The sequence below is a fragment of the Rhodococcus sp. FH8 genome (assembly GCF_019266085.1).
In the GTDB taxonomy this organism is placed as follows: Bacteria; Actinomycetota; Actinomycetes; order Mycobacteriales; family Mycobacteriaceae; genus Rhodococcus_F; species Rhodococcus_F qingshengii.
The window spans coordinates 16,462-42,746 of record NZ_LPNQ01000057.1; the positions used below are offsets into that span (position 1 = coordinate 16,462).

A 26,285-nucleotide genomic window follows, 5' to 3' on the forward strand; every position below is an offset into this window, starting at 1 on the left:
CCGACCTTACAGCTCCGGCGACGGCCTGACTACGGCGCCCGACGCTCGTTCCCAGAGGTCAGCAGTGCAATGTCCCCGTAAAGCGCCGCCCGGTGAGCGAACATCAGCTCTTCCACACCGTCGAATTGATCCCCGACGTAGTGCGTGTTTGCAGCCGAAAGTTCACGTGAGCCGGAGCGCGCAAGTAGGTCGTCGATCCGGCTGTCGAGGCTCGCTGCATGCGCAACCGCGCGCTGCGAACTCAACTGATCCTCGGCCCGTGCGACCAGGTCACCGATCCGCGCGAGGGCCGCCACGCGCTCGACCAGCTGGTCCCAGACCGCGCCGAGCGCTTCCCTGCGCGAAGCGATTCCGGCTCGGGTTCCCTCGTCGCGTGCCAGTGCAGCCGCGTCGTCCAACTCCGCAAGAATCGAACGCAGCGCGACGGTGTCGACCGCGATCTGGGTGATCTCGTCGGCCAGGTCGAGTTGGTTGCGTTGAATGACGAAGTGGTCGGAATGCCACGCGCTGGAGCTTTCGATCCGGTCGAACAGATTCCCGGCGAGGTAAAGCAAGGCGTCGTACTCACCGGCGCGTCCCTCGGGTTCTGAATCGACCAGTCCGTCGAGGACTTCCGCGATGCGCCTTCCGGCATCGGCGATGACACCGGTTCCCTGGACCTTCCCGAACTGGGCGGCGAGTTTGTCGAGTGCTGCGTTTCCACTGCTGGCCACGACACCGAGCCCCACCGGCAGCTTGGCTGGAACCGGTGTACGGGTGAGCCCGGCAAAGAGAGCCTCGCGTTGCTCGACGTCGAGATGCAGGCCGTCGCGCCGGTCCTTGCGGATGGCACGGACACTGCTCGCGAAGTGACGATTGGAATGCACGATCGCCGACCGCATCGACTGAACGCGCTTCTCGAGCGCCTGCACCCGTCGTTCGAGGACAACCTGAACAGGGCCGATGCGAGTCGCGAGCAGTCGACGTCTGGTGCGGGCCAGCTCGTCGGTGAGATACCGCAACTCCGAGAAGCCGCCGATCTCCGGGAACGAACGTCCGACACTGCGCCGGTTCGCCAGGATCGACCGCGTCGACTCGTCCGCATAGCCGCCGGCGATCAGCAGCGCGACATCATCGGACAACTCCGGCCGGTTCGACTCGACTGTCCCCGCCTCACACCACTCCCTCACTCGGGTGGAGATGAGCGTTCGCCGTTCGGTCACCGACGCCACGACAAAGACGTCATCAGTTCCGTCTGTCATCTCACGCCTCCTTGTGGTCGCCGGATACCACTGTTCCAGAATCTGCCCGAACGCGCGTCGACCCTCCGTTACGCCACCAACACCATCTCGAACCGCGTGAGGAACTCGTCGACATCCGAGGCCGAAATCGGGAGCGGTGGCCGAATCTTCAGAACATTGCCGTGTCTGCCTGTCGCCGAGATCAACACACCGTGTGCACGCAATCCGTTGACAATGTCGAGCGCACCGGACGGATCTGGCTCGCCCGAATCCGCATCGACCACGTCTACCCCAACGAACAGCCCAGCTCCACGGATCGCACCCACGCGCGGGTCGCGGTGTGCAGACGTCCGCAACCCATCGGTCAAACGAGCCCCCATCACTGCTGCATTCTCGATCAGCTCTTCTCCCCGAATCACGTCGAGCACCGCCTGCGCCGCAGCAATCGACACGGCATTCCCACCGAACGTGTTGAAGTACCGAAGCTCGCCCGCCGTCAGCTCGACCAAATTGTCACCAAGCACCACCCCGGCGAGAGGTACGCCACCGGCCATCGGTTTTCCGAGGGTGGCGATATCTGCGACGACCCCATGCCTCGCGAACCCCCACATACCGGACCCCAGCCGACCGAAGCCCGGCTGCACCTCGTCCGCGATGAACAGACCACCCGCTTGGTGCACCTGATCGACAGCCGTTGTGAGGAACGAGTCGGTCAATACTCCGTCGGAAGCAAATATCGTGTCGACTAGTAGTGCGGCTACACCGATGCCGTCGCGGTTCAGTCCGTCGATGCACTCTCTGACACGGTCAGCGAACCAGGATTCTCGGTCGATGTCCGCTACGACACGAGGATCAGGCAAAGGCACGACACGGACCCATGGTTCATCGCCCGAATCAGCGGAACCCATCGACGGTGAGCACGCGGCAATGTTGATCGTGCCTCCGTGATAAGCATTTTCGGTGACGATGACACCGGTATTCCCGGTGGCTTCCCTCGCGATGCGCAGGGCAAGATCGTTTGCCTCCGATCCCGTACAGGTGAACATCACAGTGGAGAGCTGACTCGGAAACGTGGACACCAGATCTTCGGCGTACCGGACAATTTCCTCGTTCAGATATCTTGTGTGAGTGTTCAATTCAGCGATCTGTCTACGCACGGCGTCGACGACCTTGGGGTGCGAGTGTCCCACGCTCGCGACATTGTTGTACATGTCGAGGTACGACGTACCGTCACGATCGTAGAGCCGAAGTCCCTGTGCTCGAACGATTTCCACCGGATTTCGATACATCAACGGCGATGCCGGGCCGAGAACATCTGCTCTACGCCTGATGAGATCTCGTGTCCGCGCGTCGAGTCCTGCAGCGTTTTCGGGCACGTAACCGTTTGCGTCGAGTGGCGAGACACGTGATGTTCTCGCATCGCGAAAGTGAGCCGTCATCAATTCCTCCGAAGTGGGTATACGAAATAGGCTGGCCAACCGCGCCGTTCACACCGAGTCGAGCCACAAGGCCCATCTCGGATCGGACATCTTCGCGCGAGCACGCATCAGTTTCCACACTCCGTACTTGTGATAGTCGAAATCCCAACCCGAATTGAGTCGATTGTTGATGCATCCCCACAGGCCCCATTTGACATCTGCCAACGCCCCGAACAAGTGAACACGCGACACGACGGACCACTCGCTGCTTCCGTAAAAGGCGTCTATCAGTTCCAACGTCCGGCGCTCGTCGAAGAACATTTCGGTGACGAAAATCGCCAGCTCATACGCTCTGTCGTTGTTGGCTGCGAATTCGTAGTCGACAAGTTTGAGCGGATGCCCTTCCGAATACAGGAAGTTTCCCGGCATCGGATCGTTATGGCACGGAACCAGATCCAGACCGGAAGCCAACAAGGCAGACTTTGCGGTGTAATACTCACGCTCGATCAGGGCGAAGTCCCCAGGAAGCATCACGCCGTGTTCGCGCGCTTGATCGAGATGCTCGTCGATCATGTCGAAAATCGTCTTCGTCAGGGACATCAGCGGGGCCGAGTGCAGTGTCCGATACAGGTCGACGATCTGCAACGCGATCTCCGGACGCTTGAGATCTCCGTTTGTGCAGCCGCGATACCCTTCCATGTACTCGATCACCTCGATTCCCGTCCGATGATCGAACAGGATCATCTCCGGAGCTATTCCCAGCGAACCCGCCAGCATCGCGGCCTCGTTCGCCGCAACGCGATCGACAAACGACTCGCTCCCGGCACCGGGAATCTTCAAGAAGTACCGGCGGTCGATGCCCTCGACAGTGATTCGCCAATTACTGTTCTGCAGGCCACCGTGCACCGGCGCGTATCGGATCTCTCGTCCGCGCCAGTCTGCGATCGAAGCCAAGGCCTCTTCGACGCCTCTCTCGAAATCCGTTCGAGCAGTACCACACACACGCTCGTCGGCCATGCAGTGCGTCAGGTCAGGTTGCTGAGTGTTCTCGGTCATGGTCATCCTTGCCTCACAGGTTTCGGACTCGGTCGTCGAAATGCTGATCGCGCAAACCGATTCGAGCACGTAGGAATTGCCAGTCTGCGAACTTCGAGTACTCCAATGTTCCCGGTCGAATCACATCGACAAAGGAGCCGATGAGACCCCACTTCAACGAATCCGCAATCCCGTATATGCGGCTACGATCGAACAGGCTTGAATCCCATTCTCCCCAGTACATTTCGAAGACAGGGCGCGCCTCGAGATCGGAAGGAGCCAACTCCGCGAGTAATACGCCGAGATCCTGCAGCGGATCCATCATCGCCGCACAATCCCAATCGACCAATCTCAACGATGCGCCTTCTTCCACGACCAGCACATTCGACACATTGCCGTCGCCGTGACACGGAACAGCGTCGAATCCACTGCTCGCTATTCGTGTTCGGGCAGGATCCAAGGCCCGAAGCATCCAGTCGAGGTCAACTGGCAGTGACGAACCGGCGTGCTGCGCAATGAGCAAGGCAGCATCGAGATCTTCGAAGACCGTTGATGTTCGCGTGAACGGAGGCAGCGCGTGGACTGCCCGTCGCAGATGCACCAGACGTTCGATCGCCTCGACGTCATCGAAGAGATCAAGAGTCGCCGTCGATGCCATCTGCCCTAGATCGTCCATCACCAGCACTCCTGTTGCGGCATTCGAGTGGCGGACTCGAGGACCGATACCCGCTAGTCCCGCTGCGACCGCAGCGCGGAATGACGCTCCGACGTCGACGTACTCTAGCGAATGCTGCTGCATCACTTTGACGAAGACCCGGTCACTGCCAACCGAATTCGGCGTTGCGTCATCGACGATCCAATGATCGGAGTCGGCGCCCCACCAACTCGGGCTGGCCATGACCGGCGATCCAGCGTCCAGTCTTACTTCGGTATCGAGAAACAGCCCACCCGCCGACAATTCCTGTTGAACAAGCTGTTTGATGTCAGTCATCGGACACCTCCGGATACACGTAGCGTGACGTCAGGCCACGTCATGTCGAAAGGCCGCCTGTCCTCGAGCCATTTGGTCATCGCGAGAACATCAATGTCCGCAAAACGTGATCCGACGATCTGCACCCCGACTGGGCAACCGTCGACCATTCCGAAACACACCGTCGACGCCGGCTGCCCGGTCTGGTTGAACCACGCTGTGAAACTGCAATGCGCCAAGGGCCGTTCGGGGTCGAGACCGACCGTATCTGCGTCAAACCCCACCACCGGAATGACCGGGCTGATCACGAAGTCGTACGGCTCGAGATGCCGTTGGAGTCGTGCCTGTGCCGTGTTCACCGCGTCCAGATCGCGTGAATAGTCGGTAGCGCTCGCGAGCGACGCCGGTTCAGCCCACTCGGACACTGCAGCAATCACTTCCGCTCTCCGTTCCTCAGGTATCGACTCCCACTCCGCCCGGGCGCGAACCTGAAACAATCGATCCAGTGGTGCATAGGGATCGGACTCGAACGGCGGGGTCACCCTCGTCACCTTTGCCCCCGCCGCCGCGAGCACCTGCGCAGCAGCATCCACCACGGCAACGACCGCGGGTTCCGCTTCGTATCCGTAGCCCATTCCTGTCATCACGCCGATTCTCAGACCTCTCACCTCTGTCTCCCAGCGGGATTCGTCGATGGACTGCGCTGGGAGTGACCAGGCGTCACGGCTGTCAGGGCGCGCGATGGCCCGGTACATGTCGACCACCTCGTCCACCGTCCTGGCCATCGGACCCGGTGAGCGCATCATCGAAGACGGTAAGTGCGGAATCCTCCCCTGCGTTGGTTTGAGTGCGACCAACCCACAGTGTCCAGCCGGCAATCGCACCGAGCCGGCGATGTCCGTGCCCACCGCGGCATATCCGATGCCCGCCGCAAGGCTCGCACCTGCTCCGGCACTGGAGCCACCGGTGTTGCGTGAGAGATCCCAGGGATTGCGAACGATGCCGTACAGCGAACTGACGCCGGCGGCCATCATGCCGAAGTCCGGCATCGTCGTTTTGCCCACGATGACGGCGCCTGCCTCCTTCAATCGCGCCGCGGGCGGTGAATCACTCTCGGCATCAGGAACATCCGAGTGCGCTGCGCTCCCGTGACGCCACGGCATACCGACTGCATTGACGCTGTCCTTGATGGTGACCGGGACTCCGTCGAGACTGCTCAACGGGGTGCCGGTCGCCCATCGTGCCGCCGATTTTGCGGCCGCTGATCGGGCGCCGTCCACGTCGACCATCGCCATAGCGTTGATCGACGGATTCACAGCGTCGATCAACGCGAGAGTTGCACTCAATGAATCCACGGGCGTGAACTCACCGGTTCGGTACCCCTCAACGAGCGACGACATGTTCTGCGGAAGTACCTTGTCAATCACGATTGCTCCTGTTCCGACGACAATCCTTCTACTACAAGCCGTTCGAGCACACCCGTCAACATGTTCAGTCCAGCCAACAGATCTTCGGGTTTGGTGTATTCGTTCTCCGCGTGCGAGATGCCGCCGACGCTGGGCACGAATAGCATCACCGTCGGCACCAGGTCTTTGAGATTGATCGAATCGTGTCCTGCTCTGGTGAGCATTCTCCGGGCGCTCAGACCCAATCCGCCGGCAACCGACTCGGACAGCTCGATACCGGCGAGATCGTAGGAGGTGCTGGGGCGCAGCGAACCCGATTCGATGTCGACGGAGACTTCGCCCAGCGCCTCGATATCAGCTTTCGCCTGCAGGAACAGCTCATGAGCCTTGTCGAGAGCCGCTTCCTCACTTGACCGGATATCCACTGACATGACTACGTCGGACGCCACCACAACGGGTGAGTTCGGTTGGACGGTCAATCTTCCGATCGATGTGAGAACAGCCCCCGCAGGGAACGCCGACGCCACTTCACGAACCGCGACGATCATCTGTGCTGCGCCGAGGAGCGCATCCCTACGGTCTTCGATCAACGTCGCACCGGTGTGTGCCTGTTCGCCGCGAACTCGGACGAGATACTTGCGTACTGCCCAGTTGGCGGTGACCACGCCGATCGAGATCCCTTTCTCTTCCAGGACTCGCCCTTGCTCGATGTGGATTTCTGCGTACGCACTGCACTCCGGCGGCTCGTCCGAACCCAGGTAGCCGATATCACTGAGTGCGCCGCGGACCGTCCGACCGTCCGAATCGACGGTGTCGAGGACCTCACCCGCCGCGAACTTCCCGGTGAAAACCCCACTGCCCATCAAGCTGGGGCTGAATCTGCATCCCTCCTCGTTGAACCAGTCGACGACCGTGAGGTTGAAGGACGGTGTGATACTTCCGGCGGCGACTCGTTCGGCGACAGCGGCGGCAGCATGCGCCCCGGCAAGAACGCCGAAGGCTCCGTCGAAGCGACCTGCCTTCGGCTGACTGTCGAGGTGCGAGCCGACCAAGATGTGCGAAGCGCCTTCGATCCACTCGAGGGAGCCGAAAAGGTTGCCCACTGCGTCGACGCGGCAATTGAAACCATTCTCCGTCAACCAGATACGAAACCAGTCTCTGGTCTGCCCGTCCGCCGCGCTTGCGGCTTGACGTTCCACTCCACCTCCCTCGGTGGCGCCGAATCTCGACATCGCGTCGAAGTCTGCGAGGAAATCAGACATTCGTTACCCTCACCGAGGAATCCTCCACCTTGGAGACATGATTCGAAACAACCGAACGAGCGGCGATATCGAACATCTCTTCCACCCGAGTTCGCTCAGCCGCCGAGATGCCGGTCAAAGCGGAGACGACCAGGAACACGATGAGATTGACGGCCATTCCGACTACACCGCCGGTCAGTGAGCCAAGTCCGGCGATGTCATCCGGGTAGATGAAGGTCAACACCAATGCAATCCCGAAACCCGACAGCATGCCCGAAACTGCCCCGTACTTGTTGCCACCCCGCCAGAAGATTCCGAAGAAGAGCGGAACGGCCAACTGGACTACGCCCTGGTAGGAGATTTGTGCAAGGAGCTGCAACCGAGTCATGTCGTACGTTACGTAGGCCACCACTCCGGCCAATGCCATGAACCCCACCATGCTGACTTTTGCGACCACGGTAAGTGCCGAATCCGAAAGTTTGCGCTTGTCGGAGTTGACGAGATCGTTCGCAATTTGCAGACCACACACTTGGACACTTCCGTCGATGTGGCCCATCGACGCCGCGAACACCATTGTCACACCCAGACCGAGTAGCCAGGTTCCCCCGTACGACTCCATGATCGTGAACCATGCAGCCTGCGGGTTTGCGATGACCTCCGGCATCTGAGATGCGGCGATACCCAACAACATCAACAGCGTGTAGAACACACTCGAGATCAACACGGTACGTATAGTCCCCGCTTTTACTGCACGGACTCCCGACGCGGTGTAGATCCGTTGGAAACTCATCGGCCAGCACAACGATCCGACTACGCCGGTGAAGATCAGGCTGAAGAGGTAGAACGGACCGTAAGCGTCGCCGTCGCCGGGCACCCGCAGGAATTCGATCGGGACCTGCGCCAGCGCATTCATGCTGATCGGGCCGCCGGCGACGCCGGACAACAAGACCAGACATACAAGTGCTGCAATCACGTACGCGACGATCCCTTGGAACGCATCGGTCATGATCAACCCACGCATGCCCATCTTCACTGTCCAGTACTGACGGATCAGGATCAGCGCCAACCCGACAAGCAGGCAGGTGGTCACCGACCATCGACCCTCACTCGCGTATTGAAATACCTCCCCCAGTGCCTGCATTCCGAGAACCACCCACGGGAAGACCGAGACGATTCCGATGAGACTGGCGATCATCTTCACCGAACGTGAATTAAACCGCAAGCCAAGAAGATCCGGCTGTGATCGAAGGTTGTATCGGGCACCCCATCGCCACGCTCTTGTAGCCATGAAGTACATCATCGCGACACCGAGACTGGAGTAGGCGAGGCCGTAGAATCCGAAAACTCCTGCACCCGCAGCCATCCCGAAGAAAGCGATGAATACCGCGCCCGGCCACCAGGAGTTCACGTAGCACATGGCCACGTACCACGGGCCGTAGCTACGGCCGCCGACCGAGTACTCCTCGAACGTCGGCTTCGTCTTCTGCTGAGTCGCATAGAGAATGAAGAGCACTCCGGCGTAGAACAACGCCAGCATTCCGAGCATGATTGCCATGTCATTCTCCATTCGGACCGGCCGGCGTCAGCGCCAGCTCTTCGTCGAGTTCACCGCGAAGGTCTTCGACCCTGTACAAGCCCCACAGGCCCAACCCGAGAACCAACGCGTCGAGAATCCAGTACATGATGCTGAACGGGATTCCGAACACCAGCGTCGAAACCCCACTGCCCCAGAGATAAAGGGGCGGGAAAAGTGCAAACAGCAGCGCAATACCGTAAACGGACCCGAAGAACACCATGATCTTTCGGTGACTGAGCCCGCGGATGAAATCCTTCATCGGACCTTCCCTCAGTTGACGAGCTGGCGAATGGAGTCGTGCAGATGAGCGTTCGATGCAATTCCGTTGCCACAGTCGAAGTTCCGACGACCGTCGAGACTCGAGAAGCGACCACCCGCCTCTTCGATGATCACCGGCATCGGCGCGAGGTCGTATGCCTTGGTCGTATAATCGACGATCGCATCGGCGTGCCCGCAGGCGACCATCGCATAGCCGTACGCGTCACCCCAGGTGCGGAGAATGACGCCCCGCGAGTTGAGATCGCGGATCGTATCCGGCTTCCAGTCCTCGAGCCACGTGGCCATCAGATACGCGCCGTCGAGATCCGTCCGGTCGGAGACAGCGGCGGGCTCGTCGTTTCTCCAGCATCCACCGCCCTTTTCTGCTGACACGAGCACACCGGCGCTGGGCAGATTGATCGCCCCGAATGTGATTTCACCCGCCTCTTCGTATGCGAGGAGGTTCGCATAGAGCGGCACCGAGTGGACAAACGACTTCGTTCCGTCGATCGGGTCGATGATCCACCGATTTCCGCTCGAACCCACGACGTCGTCGAACTCCTCGCCCATGATGCCGTCATCGGGGAAGTTCTCGGACAAAGCATCGCGAATCATCTGTTCGATCTCTTGATCAGCCTGGGTGACTGGCGATCCATCCGACTTCGTGTCGACCCGAAGCGTCGACTTGTCGAACCAGTGCCTGGCAAGATCTCCTGCTTCTCGAGTAATCGCCAACGCAATCTCGGCACGGGTCGAAAGCATTCGATTCACTGCTGGTGCCCTCCATTCCCTGAATAGGAGTCCGAAACCGACGACTTCGGACTCCCCAGAGATTCGGGCTAGACCATTTCTGGTTCTCTCACCAATTGTTAACGGCGTGTTACAGATCACACTTCGTGTTGTGGTGGATCGGGTGCCTCACTAGTTTTGGGGTTCAACGAACTGCCGTATTGCGAGGTCACGCCATATGTCGATGATGGAGCAGACTCGATCTGCGCTGTTACGGCTCGCTCAGGAACTCGAAGGACGCTCCGTGGGCAAATTCCCGCCCGAGCGCGAACTGGCAGCACGACTGGGGACATCTCGCACGACAGTGCGCAGCGCACTCGACGCGCTGGAACGTGAAGGATTGGTACATCGGGTCAAAGGCCGAGCAGGCGGCGCCTTTCTCACCAGCGTCCACGCAGACGCCCCCACTCCGGAGAACGCACGATCCCTGTGTGCCAGCCGACGACTGTCCCGAAATCTGAATACAGTCATGGGCGTACCGCAAATGCTCCAGGAACAAGGATTCCAGGATGGCACCAGAGTGCTGTCAGCACGTCTGGAGCGACCCAGCCCGCGAGCCGCCCAGATACTCGGAGTTTCCCCGGACCGCGATGTGATTTCCTTGTTGCGCTTACGATTTGCCGACGGTGACACGTTGTCGCTGGAACGGATGTATCTGGGCGACCCCGGATGCCGCGATCTGCTCAGAACGCACATGGATTCCGTCTACGAAGCCCTGCGTTGCAAATTCGGAATCGACATCTCGGCCACCGACGAATCCATCGAACTGGCAGAAGTCAGCTCCTCGGTGTCGACGCTTCTCGGACAACCGATGCCGGCCCCGGTGCTCAAGCTGGAACGAATCGGCTACGACCAGCATGAGCGTCCCGTCGAGTACTCGGTAGACCTCTTCCGTGCGGACCGAACACGACTGAGCGTGAGCACGCGGCCGGGACACCGTGTGTGAGCCCAGGCCGACCCTGCCCCCAAAGTCGACGTACCTCTGCCATACCGTAGGCGGGTGACCTCCCTGCGATCAGACGCGCACGCAGGTCACTCGCGCGCACCGAAGACTGATCCAGCAGTTCAACCGCTGCTTCCCGACCTCGCGATCGAACAACTTCAGTCCTTGTTGCAGGTTCGTTCCTGGACTCTCGCGGAATGGTTCGCGATGGCCGACCAACGCGGATTCCTCGCGCCCGCTGCCAGCGTTCCGCTCTTCATGGAAGCCGCGCTGAAGTATCCCGAGCACCGCGAGGCGCTACTTCGCCTCGCCGGTCGACGCGGGCAGTACCTGGCGGAGCAGAACCCGGATTGGGCCCAGCTACGACGAATCGGATCACGCCGGGACGAGCTGTGGCTTTCGCCCGATCCGGACGACCGCACGGCCTGGTTCGATTACATACGTACGGTCGACCCGGAACTGGCGAGCGAAGAGCTCGAGATCGCTTGGGACGACGAGGCCACGGCAAGCCGGCTGCACTTCCTCGACCATCTCGACGTCGGGCTGGGTGAACACGACTACGCACTCCTCGAGCGTGCACTCGACGATCCAGCCGTGCGGGTCCGTGAGCGTGCAATTCAACTACTACGGCAACTCCCCCGATCTCCGTTTGCCTCTCGAATGGTCACTCGGGCTCGGTCCTGGGTGCGGCTCGAGACGAAGCCCTTGCGGCCGCGCCTTGCCGTCCGATTGCCCGGCTCGCTCGACGACCTCGCATTTCGTGACGGCATCGAAGACGTCCACTACAAGAACAAGGGCATCCGGCGCTGGTGGTTACGGCAAGTCGTGACCGCCACTCCGCTGACGCTGTGGGAATCGATGGCCGGTTCGCCACGCGAGGCCCTCACCATCCCCATCGAGAAGCAATGGCGCGCGGTGATGATCGAATCATGGACTGCCGCAACCGTTCTCCAGAAGAACACCGCGTGGGCGTCGGCATTTCTGGAGCGGGACGGGCGCACGACGGACCGGAGAATCGTCGCCATCGCGGACCCACGCGAGCGTGTCGAGTACATCGTCGCCGGACACGCAGACGAATACCTTCTGGGCGTCGACGGCAGCGCACTGCTCGACGGCATCGACCGCCCATGGCCCCTGGCCGTCGCCGAAAAGTTGTTGAATGCCTTGGAGAACGAAGCTCTGGATCATGCTGCGACGGGTGAGGACTTGGGCATCCACTCGCGTCACAGTCACTTTTCCACCCTGCGAAGCGTGCAGGCGCGCTTCCCTTTCGACGCCATACCGCTTCTGCAGGACGCGGCGGCACGAACGAGCGACCCCGGGTGGCAACAAGCGTTCACCGACAGCGCCGTCAACATCGAGCAGCGCCGACTCCGCTTGGACGTCCTGCGCAATCACCGCTGAACGACGAAGGGGCCGCATCCTTGGAACGGAATGCGGCCCCTTCGTCGTTCGTGAAAGATCAGACCACGCTGACCATCTCGTGATCAGCCACACCGGCGGCCAACACCCGAAGGTGATCTTCGGTGCTGCCGAGGGTGTGCTCGATGGCGACGAGTCGGCTCACGTAGTGCCCCACCGGGTACTCGGCGGTCATACCGATACCACCATGCATCTGGATCGCCTCCTGGCCGATGAGCCGAGCCGAACGCCCGATCTGCAACTTCACCCGCGAAGCGATCACTGGATCGACGACGCCGTCGGCAAGGGACATCGTTGCGTACAGACTCATGCTGCGTGCCAACTCGAGCGAGACGTACAGGTCGGCGGCGCGGTGTGTCAGTGTCTGGAACTTTGCGAGGGGAACCCCGAATTGCTTACGCGTCTTGAGGTATTCGGTGGTCAGGCGTAGCGCCTCTTCCATCGCTCCGACAGCCTCGGCGCACAGCGCGGCCTGCTCACGGATCTGCGCGGCCTGGATCAGAGCAGTAGCGTCACCGCCCTCACCGAGTGCTTCGGCCGGCGTATCGGTGAACTCGATCTGCGCCCCGCGCAACCCGTCGTGAGTGGCGTAGGACTTGCGTACCAAACCGGAGGCATCGCTCTTGACGAGGAACAGTCCGACGCCACCGCCGGGGAGCGCAGCGCTCACGACCAAGATGTCCGCCGTCGCGCCGTGGCCGACGGGATTCTTGATACCGGTGATGGTCCAGCCGCCGTCGACCTGGGCCGCCGCGGTGGCCCGTTCGGTTGCCGGCCAACGGATTCCGGGTTCCTGGTCGGCGAACGCGAGGAACGTGGTGCCCTCGGCCACTCCGGGAAGAATCGACGAACGCTGCTCTGCACTGCCACCTTCGGAGATGAGGCCGCCCGGCGTCACGACCGCGTCGAGTAGCGGCTCGGGTGCCAAGCGTCGACCGATCTCGGTCATGACCGCGCCGATTTCCACTGGGCCGGCGTCCATGCCGCCGTCGTCCTCGGAGAATGTCAGGCCGAGCAAGCCGACCTCGGCCAACTGCTTCCAGACCTGCGGGCTCCACCCGGGATCGGAGTCGATGATCGCGTTGCGCTTCTCGGCGTCGTAGCTACGCGCGAGGAGATCCTTGGTGGTGTCGCGGAGAAGTTTTTGTTCGTCGTTGAGTTCGAAGTCCATGCCACGCCTCACAATCCGAGGATCGAGGAGGCGATGATGCTGCGCTGCACTTCGCTCGATCCGCTGTAGATGGATACCTTGCGGTAGTTCAAGTACGTCGGGGCAGTGTGCTGCGCCCAGCTCGCGGAGGCGATGTCGCTGCCCGCGTCGTACGGCAGTGAATCAGGGCCGGCCACGTCCATCAGCAGTTCGACGCTCGCCTGCTGCAATTCGGAGCCACGAAGCTTGAGCAGCGACGACGCCGGGTTCGGCTGGCCGTCAGCGGAACTGGCTACCACTCGGAGCTGAGTGAGCTCGAGGGCAAGCAATTCGTTTTCGAGTTCGGCGAGGCGAGCAGCGAAGAGCGGATCTTCGAGCAGTGTTCCGTTGCCGACCTTGACCTCGGCAGCGCGGGCCTTGGCCTGGGCCAGACGAACCTTCGAGAAACCGACGCGGGTGACACCGGTGCGCTCGTTACCGAGCAGGAACTTGGCGTAGCCCCAGCCCTGGTTCTCTTCACCGACCAGGTTCTCTCCCGGAACGCGGACGTCCTCGAAGAACACTTCGTTGACCTCGTAGCCGCCGTCGATCAGCTTGATCGGGCGGACCGTGACGCCAGGCGTCTTCAGATCGACAAGGATGAACGAGATGCCGGCCTGACGCTTGGGCGCATCGGGATTGGTGCGCACCAGGCAGAAGATCCAGTCGGCGTACTGTCCCAGCGTCGTCCAGGTCTTCTGACCATTGATGACCCAGTCGTCGCCGTCGCGGACCGCACGGGTCTTGAGCGAAGCGAGATCGGAACCGGCCTCGGGTTCGGAGAATCCCTGGCACCACCAGATGTCGAGGTTCGCAGTCGCCGGAAGGAACTTCTCCTTCTGCTCCTGCGAGCCGAAGGCCGCGATGACCGGACCGACCATGTTGGCGTTGAACGCCAAAGGTTCGGGAACCGACGCAAGCTGCAGTTCGTCGAGCCAGATGTTGTGCTGGACCGGGGTCCAGTCCTTGCCGCCCCACTCGACCGGCCAGTGCGGTACCGCCAGACCGTGAGCGTTGAGGATCTGCTGCGCCTCGACCATACGGTCGCGCCCCAACTCCTCGCCGTGGGCGTACGCCTCCCTGATGTCCGCGGGGATTTGCGTACGGAAGAACGTCCGCATCTCGTCGCGGAACGCTAGTTCCTCGTCGGTCAATGCCAGGTTCATCGGGATTCCTTCGCACTCGAAACCGGATTCATGTTCGGTTCGACCGTACCCCGACAGCTATGGAGGCGGAACAGGTACCGCAAAAGACGGCACTCAGGGCCGACCCCCTACACGGTTTTCAGGACCAACAGGTAACCCCCGCCCGCGGCGTCGATACTTGTTTCGACATTCAACGCGGGAGCCAGACGCGACAACCGATCGATCAACCAATCCGACGCTTCCTGGGCGTCGTCCTTGCCGGGGCAGCGAGCGACGGCGACGCGGCCACCCTTTCGCTCGAGCTGCTCCACGACCCCGATGATCGGGGCGGGATCCACGACGAACAGCCGATCCGGCCATTCCACAACAGGTTTGACCGCACCCTTCTTGGTGTTGCATGCGCGGTGCGCCAAGCGTTCGACGCCACCTTTGGTCTTGCCACCCTTTTTTGCGGTGTTGATGCTGTCGATACTCGGGCCGCGCGGATCATTGACGGACATATCGGGATCGACCGGTTCGTCACACAGCCAGCAGCGCCAGGATTCACGTTCGCCGACTTCTTGAAGGGTGCTCATGTGGCAACGGTACCGTGCGCACTTTCGGCTGCTTCCGCTACCAAAAGTGCGCACGGGGCCGAAGGCCCTACATGTCTGCAATCGCCTCCAGCGGCTTCGTCTTGGCCGCTCGGTTGGCCGGCCACAGCGCCGCCAAGACACCCACCACACCCGAGCCGATCAGCATTCCGACCACCTGACCCCACGGGATCGTGATCTTGTCGAGGCCCTGATCCGCGAGAGTGCTCACGAAGGCCCAACCGAACGCGATGCCGAGAACAACTCCGACCGCCGCGCCGTACACCGCGATGAGCACCGACTCGAGGTAGATCGTGCGTCGCATCTGTCCGCGCTGCATGCCGACAGCTCGCAGCATTCCGATTTCTCGTCGCCGCTCGACCACCGAGAGTGCCAGGGTGTTGATGATGCCCAGGATTGCGATCACGACCGCGAGTGCAAGCAGTCCGTAGAGGATCGCCAACAACGTGTTGATCTGCTGGCCCTGAGTTCCCTTGAACTCCTCACGATCCTGCACCTGGACGACGACGTACTTCTCCGTGGCCGTTTCGAGCTCGGATCGCAGCGTTGTCAGATCCGCGCCAGGCTTCGCCTTCACCAGAACCACGAAGTCCGGCAGACTCTCGGCCGGCATCAGCTTCCTGTACGCCTCGTCCGAGACGATCCACGAGCCGATCAGCTGGTTGTCCTCGAACACTCCCGCGACAACCGTCTGGTACTCGACGCCGCCGGGACCGGTCAACGTCTGGGTCGAACCCACAGTCCAACCCTTGTCGTCCGCAGTCGACTTCGAGACGAGCATGTTGTTGCCGGTCAGATCGACCGTGCCCTCGAGGATCTTGTATTCGAGCACGCCTTCGATCGGACCGTCGAACGAAGCGCCCTGCTCGTCCTCACCGTCGACCTTCGCACGCACTCCGTGCAACGACGTCGCGCTCTGCACGTCGGGCACCTGTCGGACTGCGTCGGCCGCACCTCGCGGCACGCCGATCGCGTTGGGACCGGTCAGGATGTAGTCGGCCGAAACACCCACGTCGACAAGAGCATTGATGCTCGCCTTGGCCGAGGAACCGAACACTCCGATGACCGTCACCAGCATCAGACCGAGAGTCAACGCGAATGCCGTTGCGGCCGTGCGACGGGGATTGCGCACCGCATTGGTACGAGCCAATCGCCCGATGGCACCGAACGGCTTGGCGAACACGGCACCGAGCGCGCCGACGATCGGCCGCGACAGCGCGGGAGCCCCGAGAAGCACCGCGATGATCAACGAGAACGCACCGAGGCCGACGATCAGCGCCGCGCCACCACCGGTACCGCGAGAGCCGAACACGAGCAGTGCCACACCGATCACGCCGAGAATCGCACCGATCAACGTCCGCACTCGCAGTGAGTCACCGGTGGAGGCGAACTCCTCACGCATGGCCGCCACCGGCGGGATCTTCGACGCACGACGAGCCGGGGCGTAAGCGCTGAGCGTCGTGACGACGACGCCGACCACCAACGCGACGATGATCGTGCGGGCACCCACCTGGAGCGGGCCTTCCGGCAGACCGACGTCGAATGTGTTGAGGAGACTGCGCAATCCGTAGGCGAGACCGATACCGCCGAGCAGACCGATGATGCTGCCGATGAGTCCGACCACGAGCGCCTCGGTGACCACCGAACGGCCGACCTGCGCTCGGCTCGCACCGATCGCACGCAGCAGCGCCAGCTCACGAAGACGCTGCGCCACGATCATCGAGAAGGTGTTGTAGATGATGAACGTTCCGACGAGCAGAGCAATCGCGCCGAACGCCAACAGGAAGTAGTTGATGAAGCTCAGCGCCGAGTCGACCTCGGCCTTGGTCTCCTCACGAACCTGGTCGCCGGTCTGCACCTTGAGATCGGGGTAAACCTGCTCGACGCGTTGCTGCAGTTCCGTCTGCGACACCCCGTCGCCCGCGACGTCGATGTACTCGACGTGTTGGCCGTCGGTGAAGAGTCCACGGGCCTGCTCGTCGGTGAAGAGCGCGCCGATGAACCCGCCGGTGTCACTGCCCGCCCCCTCGTAGATGCCGGACAACGTCACGTCCACGATTCCGCGGGCCGGTGCCAGAACCTTGGCGGAGTCCCCCACCTTCAGTCCGGCTCGCTCGGCGGCGCTGGTGTTCAGCGCGACCTGACCGGTCTGCGTCGGAGGCGCGCCCTCGACGAAGGTGTCGGGTTCGGCAATCGCCTGGCCCGGCGGTAGGTAGGACTGACCGATACTCGGCGCGCCGCCGGTCTGAACAGCGCCGCCGTCTGCGTTGATCAGGACGATCTGTCCACTGACGGCCGGGGCTACCGCTCGGACACCGTCGACTGCGGCAAGTTTGTCGACATCCTCGACCGGAACGCCACTGGTGTTGCGCTCTTCCATCGATACCCGGACGTCGACGCCCTGGGCGGTGTTCTCGAAGATCGAATCGAAAGTCTTCTGGAGGGTGTCGGTGAAAACGAACGACCCCGCGACAAAAGCCGTGCCGAGCACCACGGAGAGAACCGTCAGCGCAAGTCGCACCTTGTGTGCCGCCAGGTTGCGCAGGGAAACCTTGCGCATCGGCGAGTTACTTACCGAAGCCATGTGCTCAAGCCCCGGCTTCCACGTTCACGACCGCCTGCGGAGCGTCGAGCCGCTTCATACGATCAAGGACCGAATCCGCCGTCGGCTCACGCAATTCGTCGACGATCTTGCCGTCCGCGAGGAACACGACACGATCGGCGTACGCCGCTGCCCGCGGATCGTGCGTCACGATCACCACGGTCTGGTTGAACTCGTCCACGGCCGCCCGCAGGATCGAGAGCACCTCACCGGAGGACTTCGAATCGAGGTTTCCGGTCGGCTCGTCGCCGAAGATGATCTCCGGCTGACCCGCCAGCGCACGCGCACACGCCACACGCTGCTGCTGACCACCCGAGAGCTCTCCCGGCCGATGATCGAGGCGATCCCCGAGACCCAGCTTGGTCAGGACGCTGTTCAACCAGGTCGGGTCCGCTTTGCGTCCCGCGATGTCGAGCGGCAACGTGATGTTCTCGAGCGCGGTCAGGGTCGGCACCAGGTTGAACGCCTGGAAAACGAAACCGATGCGATCGCGTCGCAATTGGGTCATCTGTTTGTCGGAAAGCGTCGTGAGTTCCGTGTCACCGATGAGAACAGAACCCGAACTGGCGGAATCCAGACCGGCGAGGCAATGCATCAGCGTCGACTTACCGGAACCGGACGGCCCCATGATCGCCGTGAACTCACCGCGGGCGAAATCTGCGGACACCGAACTGAGGGCGTGCACCTGGGTATCTCCGGTGCCGTAGGTCTTGGACAGGCCGACTGCGCGGGCCGCGACATCCTGGGCGTGCGAACTCATGATCGCCTTTCCTGTTCACTTCGGTGCTACTTTGCGGGCGTGACGGGCGCCCGTGAAAACACGGACGCCCGCAATGGTTGGTTCCATCCTGTCGGGTGGCGGGCGCGCCCGCCATCGGGGACCACCCTGATATCTGCGGCCGAGCCGGTCAGGGTCGGGGGAATGCGACCCCTCCTGCTTGTGCGCATTGACTGGAAACAGCGATACGAAGACCGGGCGCACATTAACCTTGTGACACCAATCACACGAGAGAGGCGGCCGAATGTCCGACGCCACCGCTGGAATCATTTTCGATCGGCTAGAGCACTGGGCGACGGTCAAGCCTGATCAAGCAGCGATGACCTTCCAAGGGACCGAATTCACGTGGGCTCAGTGGCGGGAGCGCATCTTGCGTATCGCCGCCGCCCTCGCCGAATCAGGCATCGGTGCCGGCGACACTGTCGCGTTCGTCGACAAGAATCATCTGTCCTGTCTCGAAGTCACCTACGCCGCCTCACTGCTCGGCGCCGCGAATGTCGTTCCCAACTGGCGACTTTCGAGCGAAGAGCTGGATTACGTTCTCGCGGACTGTGGCGCTCGCATTCTGTTCGTCGGCAGCGAACTACTCCCCCAGGTCGTCGCGATGCGAGACCGCTTGACGGCCGTCGAATCGATCTTCGCCGTCGGCGGTGAACACGACGAATTCGAGCCGTGGATCGACGAGGTCACACCGCTGCACTCCCGCCCCGAGGTGAGCCCCGATGCCACCGCTCTGGTTCTCTACAGTTCCGGGACGACCGGTCGCCCCAAGGGTGTCCAGCTCACGCATCGAAACCTGTTCGCGCACAGCAACAATGTCCTCGAAATCCTGCCGGCCCACGAGGATCACCGATTCTTGATCGCGATGCCAATGTTCCACGTCGGCGGAACGTGCTACGCCATCATGGCAATTCACACCGGTGGCCGCTGTTACTTCACGAGAGAAGCCGACGGACCGTCGATCTTCGCCGGTCTCGCCGCCGGAGCCAACATCGCCTTTCTCGTCCCACCGGTCATTGCCGGAGTCCTGGCCGCAGGCGAGCAGGCGGTCGCCGCCTTCAAAGCATTCAAACGCATCACCTACGGCGCCGCCCCCATGCCGCTCCCACTGTTGCGCGCGGCACTCGCAGCGTGGCCGGACACCGAATTCGTGCAGGTCTACGGCATGACCGAAATGGCAGGCGTCATTACCGCGTTGATGCCGGACGTTCACCGCGACGAGTCGCAGGTCGAGCGCATGGCATCAGCAGGTACGGCGATCCCCGGCGTCGAGATGCGCGTGGTGGACCCCGTCACGCTCGAGGACGTGCCCACCGGAACGACCGGTGAACTGTGGTGGCGATCCGAACAGTGCACACCCGGATACCTGGGCAAGCCTGAGGCGACGGCCGAAACGATTACCGCAGACGGGTGGCTACGTAGCGGCGACATGGGCCGCGCCGACTCCGGCGGCTTCGTCTTCATCGCGGACCGCCTCAAGGACATGATCATCACCGGCGGCGAGAACGTCTACTCCCCCGAGATCGAACGAGTACTGGTGGAGCATCCGGCAATCGCCGAGGTCGCGGTCATCGGCGTTCCCGACGACCGTTGGGGTGAAACCGTCAAGGCTGTCGTGGTTCTCACTGCCGAAGCGCAGATCGACGAAGCCGAACTGATCACCTATACACAGGAACGCCTCGCAAAGTTCAAGTGCCCGACCAGTATCGACGTCGTCGAGATTCTTCCCCGCAATCCCACCGGAAAGATCCTCAAACGCGACCTCCGCAAACCGTACTGGGAGAACCGCGAACACAAACTGGTCTGAGTTCGCGTGCTGTAATGGGGCGGTGACTTCGCGCCGCCCCACCGCACCCAATCCGACCGATCCGTGCCCGTGCGGCAGCGGCAACGCGTTGGCCGAATGCTGCGGCAAGTACATCAGCGGAGTAGCGCACGCACCGACCGCCGAAACCCTGATGCGTTCGCGTTACACGGCTTTCGCTGTGATGGACGACGAATATCTCACGCAGACTTGGCATCCCGACCATCGCCCAGCCCAACTCGATCTCGACCCCGACCAGAAATGGCTCCGGTTGGAGATCCTGGACACCGAACGGGGCGGGCTGTTCGATTCCGACGGCGTCGTGGAATTTCGCGCTCACTACACATTCGGACGCGAGCGGGGAATGCTCCACGAACGCAGTCGATTTGCGCGAACAGAGGGTAAGTGGCTCTATGTCGACGGCGATATCGGTTAGGTAACTCCGGGCACCGCCGCCGCGGATCCCGATAACGCGAGCCCTACGATCGAGTCATGACAACGAACCGGACGAGATCATTTGCCGCTGTCGCTGCCATCGCAGTGGGCGTGAGCCTGACTGCCTGTTCGCAGGACGCGGAGACCACTCCCACGGCAGCCACCTCGGCCGTCACCTCGACCTCGACCTCGAGTGCAGCAGCGTCGACCACAGAACCAGTCCCGACGGACAGCTCCGACAAGACGTCGGCTGCGGGCACCGAATCCAAGCTCACCGTCGTCGACATCAGAGTGGGCGAGCACGACGGATTCGATCGTGTCGTCTACGAAATGGGCGGAACCGGCACACCCGGTTGGCGCGTCAAGTACGTCGACGCGGCGACGCAGGAAGGCAGCGGTAAGCCCGTGGACATCAAGGGTGCCGCAGTGATCCAGGTCCTGATCGACGGTTCCGCATATCCCTTCGACAGCGGAGTCGAGCAGTACTCCGGCCCCAACCCGGTCCCCGGCGTCGGCGGAGTCGTGACCGAGGTCAACGGGTCCAACGTCTTCGAGGGAGTCACGCAGTCGTTCATCGGCGTGACCGAGAAGCAGCCGTTCACGGTCACGACGCTCAGCGACCCTCCTCGCGTGGTGGTCGACGTGGCCCGCTGAGGCCGCACTTGACCTGAAGTTTGGTTGAGGTTCTACCTTCGTGTCGTACCGGCCACGTAATCTTCGTGGCCGGCGACCGGAGGGGCGAAGTCATGAGTATGGAAGTCACCGCGTGGAACGCGATGTACAACGCGATGCACGCGCAAGAAGATCGGCGCCCGTTCTCGAAGGCGACACTGAAGCGGATCGCGACGTTCGCAGTTCCACAGAAACGCAACCTCAGCTGGTACCTCGTACTGAGTGTCGTCACTGCTGCGCTTGCCGTGGCAACACCTGTCCTGGCCGGGCGCGTGGTCAACGCGATAGTCGGCGGCGACGCCGTCGACGTGGTCGTCAAACTTGCCGCCCTGATCGCACTGGTTGCACTTCTCGAAGCCGCTCTGGGACTGTTGACCCGGTGGCTCTCGGCCAGCATCGGCGAAGACCTGATCCTGCATCTGCGCACCACCGTCTTCGATCACGTCCAGAAGATGCCCATCGCGTTCTTCACCAGAACTCGAACCGGAGCACTGGTCAGCCGTCTCAACAACGACGTCATCGGCGCTCAGCGCGCCTTCAGCGACACCTTGTCCGGAGTGGTCAGCAATCTGGTCACCCTGGTGATCACGCTGATCGTCATGCTCGGGATCTCCTGGCAGATCACCGTCCTCGCGCTGCTACTTCTCCCGATCTTCGTCATCCCCGCACGGCGCATGGGCGCAAAACTTGCAGCACTCAATCGTGAAGCAGCCAACCATAATTCGCTCATGAGCACCCAGATGACGGAGCGGTTCTCCGCTCCCGGCGCGACTCTGGTCAAGCTGTTCGGCCGCCCGTCGCAAGAATCTGCGGAGTTCGCGGTGCGCGCCAGGCGTGTGCGCAACATCGGAGTCCGGACCGCAATGCTGCAGTCCGTCTTCGTCACAGCACTGACGCTGGTCTCGGCCCTTGCTCTTGCCCTCGTCTACGGACTCGGCGGCTTCTACGCGCTGCGCGGACAGTTGGACGCCGGCGCCGTCGTGGCGATGGCACTGTTGTTGACGCGGCTGTACTCACCGTTGACCGCACTGGCCAGCGCCCGGGTGGACGTCATGAGCGCCCTGGTCAGCTTCGAGCGGGTATTCGAGATTCTCGATCTGGCGCCGCTCATCACCGAGAAGCCCGATGCACGCACGGTGCCGCAGGGCCCGGTGTCCGTCGAGTTCAAGAACGTCACTTTTGCTTACCCATCCGCGGACAAGGTGTCTCTCGCGTCCCTGGAGGAAGTCGCGATCCTCGACACCCGCGGCGGCGAGGACGTGTTGCACGACCTGTCGTTCCGCACCGAAGCAGGACAGATGGTCGCCTTGGTCGGCACGTCCGGTGCCGGAAAGTCGACCGTGGCGCAGATGATTCCGCGCCTCTACGACATCGACTCCGGTTCGGTCGAGTTGGGCGGCGTCGACGTCCGCGACCTCAGTGCCGATTCCATCCGGGAGACCGTCGGCATGGTCACGCAGGACGGGCACCTGTTCCACGAGAGCCTTCGATCCAACCTGCTCCTTGCGCGACCGGATGCCACCGAAGAAGATCTGCGTGAGGTTCTGGAGCGCGCACGGCTCACCGACCTGGTTGCGTCGCTACCCGACGGATTGGAGACGGTGGTGGGTGAACGCGGATACCGCCTCTCGGGCGGCGAGCGTCAACGCCTGACCATCGCACGCCTGCTCCTGGCCCAGCCTCGCGTCGTCATCTTGGACGAGGCCACCGCGCATCTCGACTCGACGTCGGAAGCTGCGGTTCAGGAAGCACTCGGCGAAGCACTCGCCGGGCGGACTGCGGTGGTGATCGCTCACCGATTGTCGACGATCCGTTCCGCGGACCTGATCCTTGTCGTCGAGGCAGGCCAGATCGTCGAGCGCGGCAACCATGAGGAACTGCTCGCGCGCAGTGGCCGCTACGCCGAGTTGTACCGCACGCAGTTCGACACCAACACCCGGAAGAACGGCGCCCTCGCACCGACGCCGATCTGATACCGCGCAGCGCCTTGCCCCCCACACAGAAAACAGGCGCTGTCCTCCTCGCGGAGGGCAGCGCCTGTTTCAGTCTTCATGACAGTCGTTGAAGCTGTAGGTCAGTCGTTGTAGCGATCGCGTCCGCCACCGCGGCGGTCGTCACGTCCACCACGATCGTCCCGGCCACCACGGTCGCCACGGCCACTCGGACGTCCCTGCGGCGGCCCGAAATCAGGCTGCAGCTGGATCAGGACGCCGGAGATGCGTGTGCGACGCAAAGCTTCGAGAGTCTCGTTGGAAAGGTCGGCCGGCAGCTCGACGATGCTGTGATCCGGGCGAATGCTGATGTGCCCGAAGTCGCTTCGACGAAGCCCACCCTCGTTGGCGATGGCACCGACGATGGCACCCGGAACGACGCGGTGACGCTTGCCGACTGCAATGCGGTACGCGGCCAGCTCCTGGCCCTCGGGCCCACGCGAGCGCGGGGCCGGGCCGTCGTCGAAACGACGGGGAGGACGTGGTTCACGAGGCTCGCGCTCACGACGCGGCGGTGCCGGCGGCTCGGGAGAAAGCAAGAATGCTTCGCCGTCGCGCGACTGCAACGCCAGAGCGGCAGCGATGTCGATGAGCGGAACGTCGTGTTCCTGGTCGTAGTCCTCGATCATCTTGCGGAACATCGCGAGATTCTCCGAGGCCAGGCTCTCGGTGATGGAGTCACCGAACTTGGCCACGCGCTGGGCGTTGACGTCGTCGACACTGGGAAGCTGCATCTCCGCAAGCGGCTGACGGGTCGCCTTCTCGATGGACTTGAGCAGATGACGCTCACGCGGGGCGACGAACAGCAACGCGTCACCCTGACGACCGGCGCGGCCGGTACGACCGATGCGGTGGACGTACGACTCCGTGTCATGCGGGATGTCGTAGTTGACGACGTGGGAGATTCGATCCACGTCGAGGCCTCGAGCGGCAACGTCGGTCGCGACGAGGATGTCGAGGGCGCCGTTCTTGAGCTGACCGATGGTCCGCTCACGCTGTGCCTGGACGATGTCGCCGTTGATCGCGGCAGCCGAGTGCCCGCGGGCCCGCAGCTTCTCCGCCAGGTCTTCGGTGGCCTGCTTGGTACGGACGAAGATGATCATCGCCTCGAATGCCTCGACCTCGAGGACTCGGGTCAGTGCATCGAGCTTGCGCTGATGAGCAACCTGAATGTAGCGCTGCGTGATGTTCGAGGCGGTCGACGTCTTGGACTTGACGGTGATCTCGACCGGATTGTTCAGGTACTGCTTCGAGATCCGGCGAATCGAGCCGGGCATCGTTGCCGAGAACAGAGCGACCTGCTTGTCGCCGGGGGTGTCGCGGAGGATGCGCTCGACGTCCTCCTGGAACCCCATCTTGAGCATCTCGTCGGCCTCGTCGAGAACGAGGTACTTGAGATTGGTCAGATCCAGGGTGCCCTTTTCGAGATGGTCGATGACACGACCCGGGGTACCGACGACGACGTGTGCGCCGCGGCGCAGGCCCGACAGCTGGACGCCGTAGCTCTGGCCACCGTAGATCGGCAGCACGTTGAGTCCGGGGATGTGCGCGGAGTACTTGCCGAATGCCTCGGCAACCTGAAGCGCCAGCTCACGCGTGGGAGCAAGCACCAGCGCCTGGGTCTGCTTGATCGACGTGTCGATCCGCGACAGGACTGGAACTGCGAAGGCTGCGGTCTTGCCGGTACCGGTCTGTGCGAGACCGACGACGTCCTTGCCTTCGAGCAGCGGCGGAATGGTGGCAGCCTGAATGGGCGAGGGCGACTCGTAGCCCACGTCTGACAGTGCCTTCAGTACCCGATCATCGATGTCGAGGTCGGCAAATGTTGGGGGTTCGGGGTCACGCTCAATATCACTCATTTGACCAGCAGTTTAGCGGATAGAGTATAGACACGACGACATACCGGGGGTGCTTTTACGACAGATCCACCCTCCCAGCGGGTTTCGCCTAGCGTAGGAAGCATGACCGAAGCCACCGCAGCCACCCCCTCCCAGACCGTTGTCGCGATTGCCCAATTCGCCCCGGGGACGGACAAGAAAGCCAACCTCGAATCACTGCGATCACTGGCTTCCGATGCAGCAGCACGCGGCGCGAAAGTTGTCGTGGCGCCGGAATACTCGATGTTCACCGCACCGAAGACGGATGAGCGTTTGATCGAGTCCGCGGAGGACCTGGACGGCGAATTCGGTTCGGCGCTGGCGTCGGTCGCCGCGGAGTTCGGAATCTTCCTCGTGGCAGGAATGAACGAGCGGATCGACGACGTGAGCAGAATCTCCAACACCCTCGTCGCGATGGACCCGAACGGCGAACTGGTGGCGACCTACCGGAAACTGCATCTCTACGACGCCTTCGGTTACCAGGAGTCGGCCGTGATCCGCGCGGGCGAGATCACCGAACCGCAGACTTTCGGGTGCGACGGCCTGACCTTCGGCCTCCAGACCTGCTACGACCTGCGCTTCCCGGAAGTCACCCGGCGCATCGTCGACGTCGGCGCAGACATCCTGCTCCTGCCCGCCCAGTGGGTGCCGGGGCCGCTCAAGGAAGACCACTGGACCACTCTCGTGCGCGCCCGAGCCATCGAGAACACGATGTACATCGCAGCGGCAGATCAGAGCGCGCGCGGCGGCGCGGGTGCCAGCATGATCGTCGACCCGATGGGCGTCGTGATGTGTTCACTTGGCGAGCAGGTCGGGGTCGCCACCGCACTCGTTTCGGCTGCTCGCATCGCCGAGGTACGCGAGAAGAATCCCGCTCTCGCGCTGCGGAGGTTCACAGTCTCGTCGCGGTGACCTGCAGCG

22 protein-coding genes are annotated in these 26,285 nt (G+C 62.4%); 7 read left to right on the top strand and 15 right to left on the bottom strand.

The window, feature by feature from the left end; genetic code table 11:
• Positions 1-29: 29 nt before the first annotated feature.
• The 9 genes from ATN38_RS02725 to ATN38_RS02765 form a co-directional block, all read right to left on the bottom strand.
• On the bottom strand, positions 30-1,241 hold the full coding sequence (locus ATN38_RS02725; protein ID WP_218747554.1) for a hypothetical protein: 1,212 nt from the start codon (positions 1,239-1,241) through the stop codon (positions 30-32).
• A gap of 68 nt (positions 1,242-1,309) precedes the next feature.
• Positions 1,310-2,659 (bottom strand): aspartate aminotransferase family protein, encoded by a 1,350-nt coding sequence (locus ATN38_RS02730; RefSeq protein WP_054781664.1) that lies wholly within the window; start codon positions 2,657-2,659, stop codon positions 1,310-1,312.
• Positions 2,660-2,707: 48 nt separating this feature from the next.
• Complete coding sequence (locus tag ATN38_RS02735) at positions 2,708-3,694, bottom strand: choline/ethanolamine kinase family protein (RefSeq protein WP_231915236.1); 987 nt, start codon at positions 3,692-3,694, stop codon at positions 2,708-2,710.
• 13 nt (positions 3,695-3,707) lie between these two features.
• On the bottom strand, positions 3,708-4,664 hold the full coding sequence (locus ATN38_RS02740) for a phosphotransferase (protein WP_064075508.1): 957 nt from the start codon (positions 4,662-4,664) through the stop codon (positions 3,708-3,710).
• Positions 4,661-6,070 (bottom strand): amidase, encoded by a 1,410-nt coding sequence (locus ATN38_RS02745; protein ID WP_139799793.1) that lies wholly within the window; start codon positions 6,068-6,070, stop codon positions 4,661-4,663. Before ATN38_RS02745 ends, ATN38_RS02740 begins: the two co-directional genes overlap by 4 nt.
• On the bottom strand, positions 6,067-7,311 hold the full coding sequence (locus ATN38_RS02750; protein WP_042450326.1) for a M20 family metallo-hydrolase: 1,245 nt from the start codon (positions 7,309-7,311) through the stop codon (positions 6,067-6,069). Before ATN38_RS02750 ends, ATN38_RS02745 begins: the two co-directional genes overlap by 4 nt.
• Entirely contained in the window at positions 7,304-8,845 is a 1,542-nt protein-coding gene (locus tag ATN38_RS02755; protein ID WP_042450328.1) for a sodium:solute symporter, read from the bottom strand. Before ATN38_RS02755 ends, ATN38_RS02750 begins: the two co-directional genes overlap by 8 nt.
• Position 8,846: 1 nt before the next feature.
• Positions 8,847-9,125, bottom strand: coding sequence for a hypothetical protein (locus ATN38_RS02760; RefSeq protein ID WP_042450330.1), 279 nt, complete (start codon positions 9,123-9,125; stop codon positions 8,847-8,849).
• 11 nt (positions 9,126-9,136) lie between these two features.
• On the bottom strand, positions 9,137-9,886 hold the full coding sequence (locus ATN38_RS02765; RefSeq protein ID WP_052416997.1) for an inositol monophosphatase family protein: 750 nt from the start codon (positions 9,884-9,886) through the stop codon (positions 9,137-9,139).
• Positions 9,887-10,097: 211 nt separating this feature from the next.
• Between ATN38_RS02765 and ATN38_RS02770 the strand changes: the two genes are divergently transcribed.
• Together ATN38_RS02770 and ATN38_RS02775 are read left to right on the top strand one after the other, a co-directional pair.
• Positions 10,098-10,859, top strand: coding sequence for a GntR family transcriptional regulator (locus ATN38_RS02770; RefSeq protein ID WP_172403418.1), 762 nt, complete (start codon positions 10,098-10,100; stop codon positions 10,857-10,859).
• 54 nt (positions 10,860-10,913) lie between these two features.
• Positions 10,914-12,260 carry a DUF5691 domain-containing protein gene (locus tag ATN38_RS02775; protein ID WP_218747555.1) on the top strand — a complete coding sequence of 449 codons (1,347 nt, stop codon included), beginning with the start codon at positions 10,914-10,916 and terminating at the stop codon, positions 12,258-12,260.
• A gap of 58 nt (positions 12,261-12,318) precedes the next feature.
• On the opposite strand, the gene ATN38_RS02780 is transcribed toward ATN38_RS02775, so the two are convergent.
• The 5 genes from ATN38_RS02780 to ATN38_RS02800 form a co-directional block, all read right to left on the bottom strand.
• Positions 12,319-13,449, bottom strand: a complete 1,131-nt coding sequence (locus tag ATN38_RS02780; RefSeq protein ID WP_030536908.1) for an acyl-CoA dehydrogenase family protein — start codon at positions 13,447-13,449, stop codon at positions 12,319-12,321.
• An 8-nt stretch (positions 13,450-13,457) separates the two neighbouring features.
• Positions 13,458-14,633, bottom strand: a complete 1,176-nt coding sequence (locus tag ATN38_RS02785) for an acyl-CoA dehydrogenase family protein (protein WP_007736177.1) — start codon at positions 14,631-14,633, stop codon at positions 13,458-13,460.
• A gap of 107 nt (positions 14,634-14,740) precedes the next feature.
• A complete protein-coding gene (locus ATN38_RS02790) occupies positions 14,741-15,187 on the bottom strand; it encodes a hypothetical protein (protein WP_007736175.1) in 447 nt (148 codons plus the stop codon).
• Positions 15,188-15,254: 67 nt separating this feature from the next.
• Entirely contained in the window at positions 15,255-17,789 is a 2,535-nt protein-coding gene (locus tag ATN38_RS02795) for an ABC transporter permease (RefSeq protein WP_218747556.1), read from the bottom strand.
• A 4-nt stretch (positions 17,790-17,793) separates the two neighbouring features.
• Entirely contained in the window at positions 17,794-18,567 is a 774-nt protein-coding gene (locus ATN38_RS02800; protein ID WP_003945134.1) for an ABC transporter ATP-binding protein, read from the bottom strand.
• Between the two features lie 262 nt (positions 18,568-18,829).
• Between ATN38_RS02800 and ATN38_RS02805 the strand changes: the two genes are divergently transcribed.
• The 4 genes from ATN38_RS02805 to ATN38_RS02820 all read left to right on the top strand — a co-directional run bounded on the left by ATN38_RS02805 (position 18,830) and on the right by ATN38_RS02820 (position 23,469).
• On the top strand, positions 18,830-20,392 hold the full coding sequence (locus ATN38_RS02805; protein WP_218747557.1) for a long-chain-fatty-acid--CoA ligase: 1,563 nt from the start codon (positions 18,830-18,832) through the stop codon (positions 20,390-20,392).
• Positions 20,393-20,414: 22 nt separating this feature from the next.
• Positions 20,415-20,825 (top strand): YchJ family metal-binding protein, encoded by a 411-nt coding sequence (locus ATN38_RS02810; protein ID WP_218747559.1) that lies wholly within the window; start codon positions 20,415-20,417, stop codon positions 20,823-20,825.
• Positions 20,826-20,881: 56 nt separating this feature from the next.
• Complete coding sequence (locus tag ATN38_RS02815) at positions 20,882-21,478, top strand: hypothetical protein (RefSeq protein ID WP_007736169.1); 597 nt, start codon at positions 20,882-20,884, stop codon at positions 21,476-21,478.
• 92 nt (positions 21,479-21,570) lie between these two features.
• Positions 21,571-23,469, top strand: coding sequence for an ABC transporter ATP-binding protein (locus ATN38_RS02820; protein WP_193595118.1), 1,899 nt, complete (start codon positions 21,571-21,573; stop codon positions 23,467-23,469).
• 101 nt (positions 23,470-23,570) lie between these two features.
• Here ATN38_RS02820 and ATN38_RS02825 read toward each other — a convergent pair whose 3' ends face one another.
• Positions 23,571-25,346: a DEAD/DEAH box helicase gene (locus tag ATN38_RS02825; protein WP_003945121.1), complete on the bottom strand. Its 1,776-nt coding sequence runs from the start codon at positions 25,344-25,346 to the stop codon at positions 23,571-23,573.
• Between the two features lie 102 nt (positions 25,347-25,448).
• Between ATN38_RS02825 and ATN38_RS02830 the strand changes: the two genes are divergently transcribed.
• Positions 25,449-26,276, top strand: coding sequence for a carbon-nitrogen hydrolase family protein (locus ATN38_RS02830; protein WP_050656184.1), 828 nt, complete (start codon positions 25,449-25,451; stop codon positions 26,274-26,276).
• Positions 26,277-26,285: the final 9 nt, after the last annotated feature.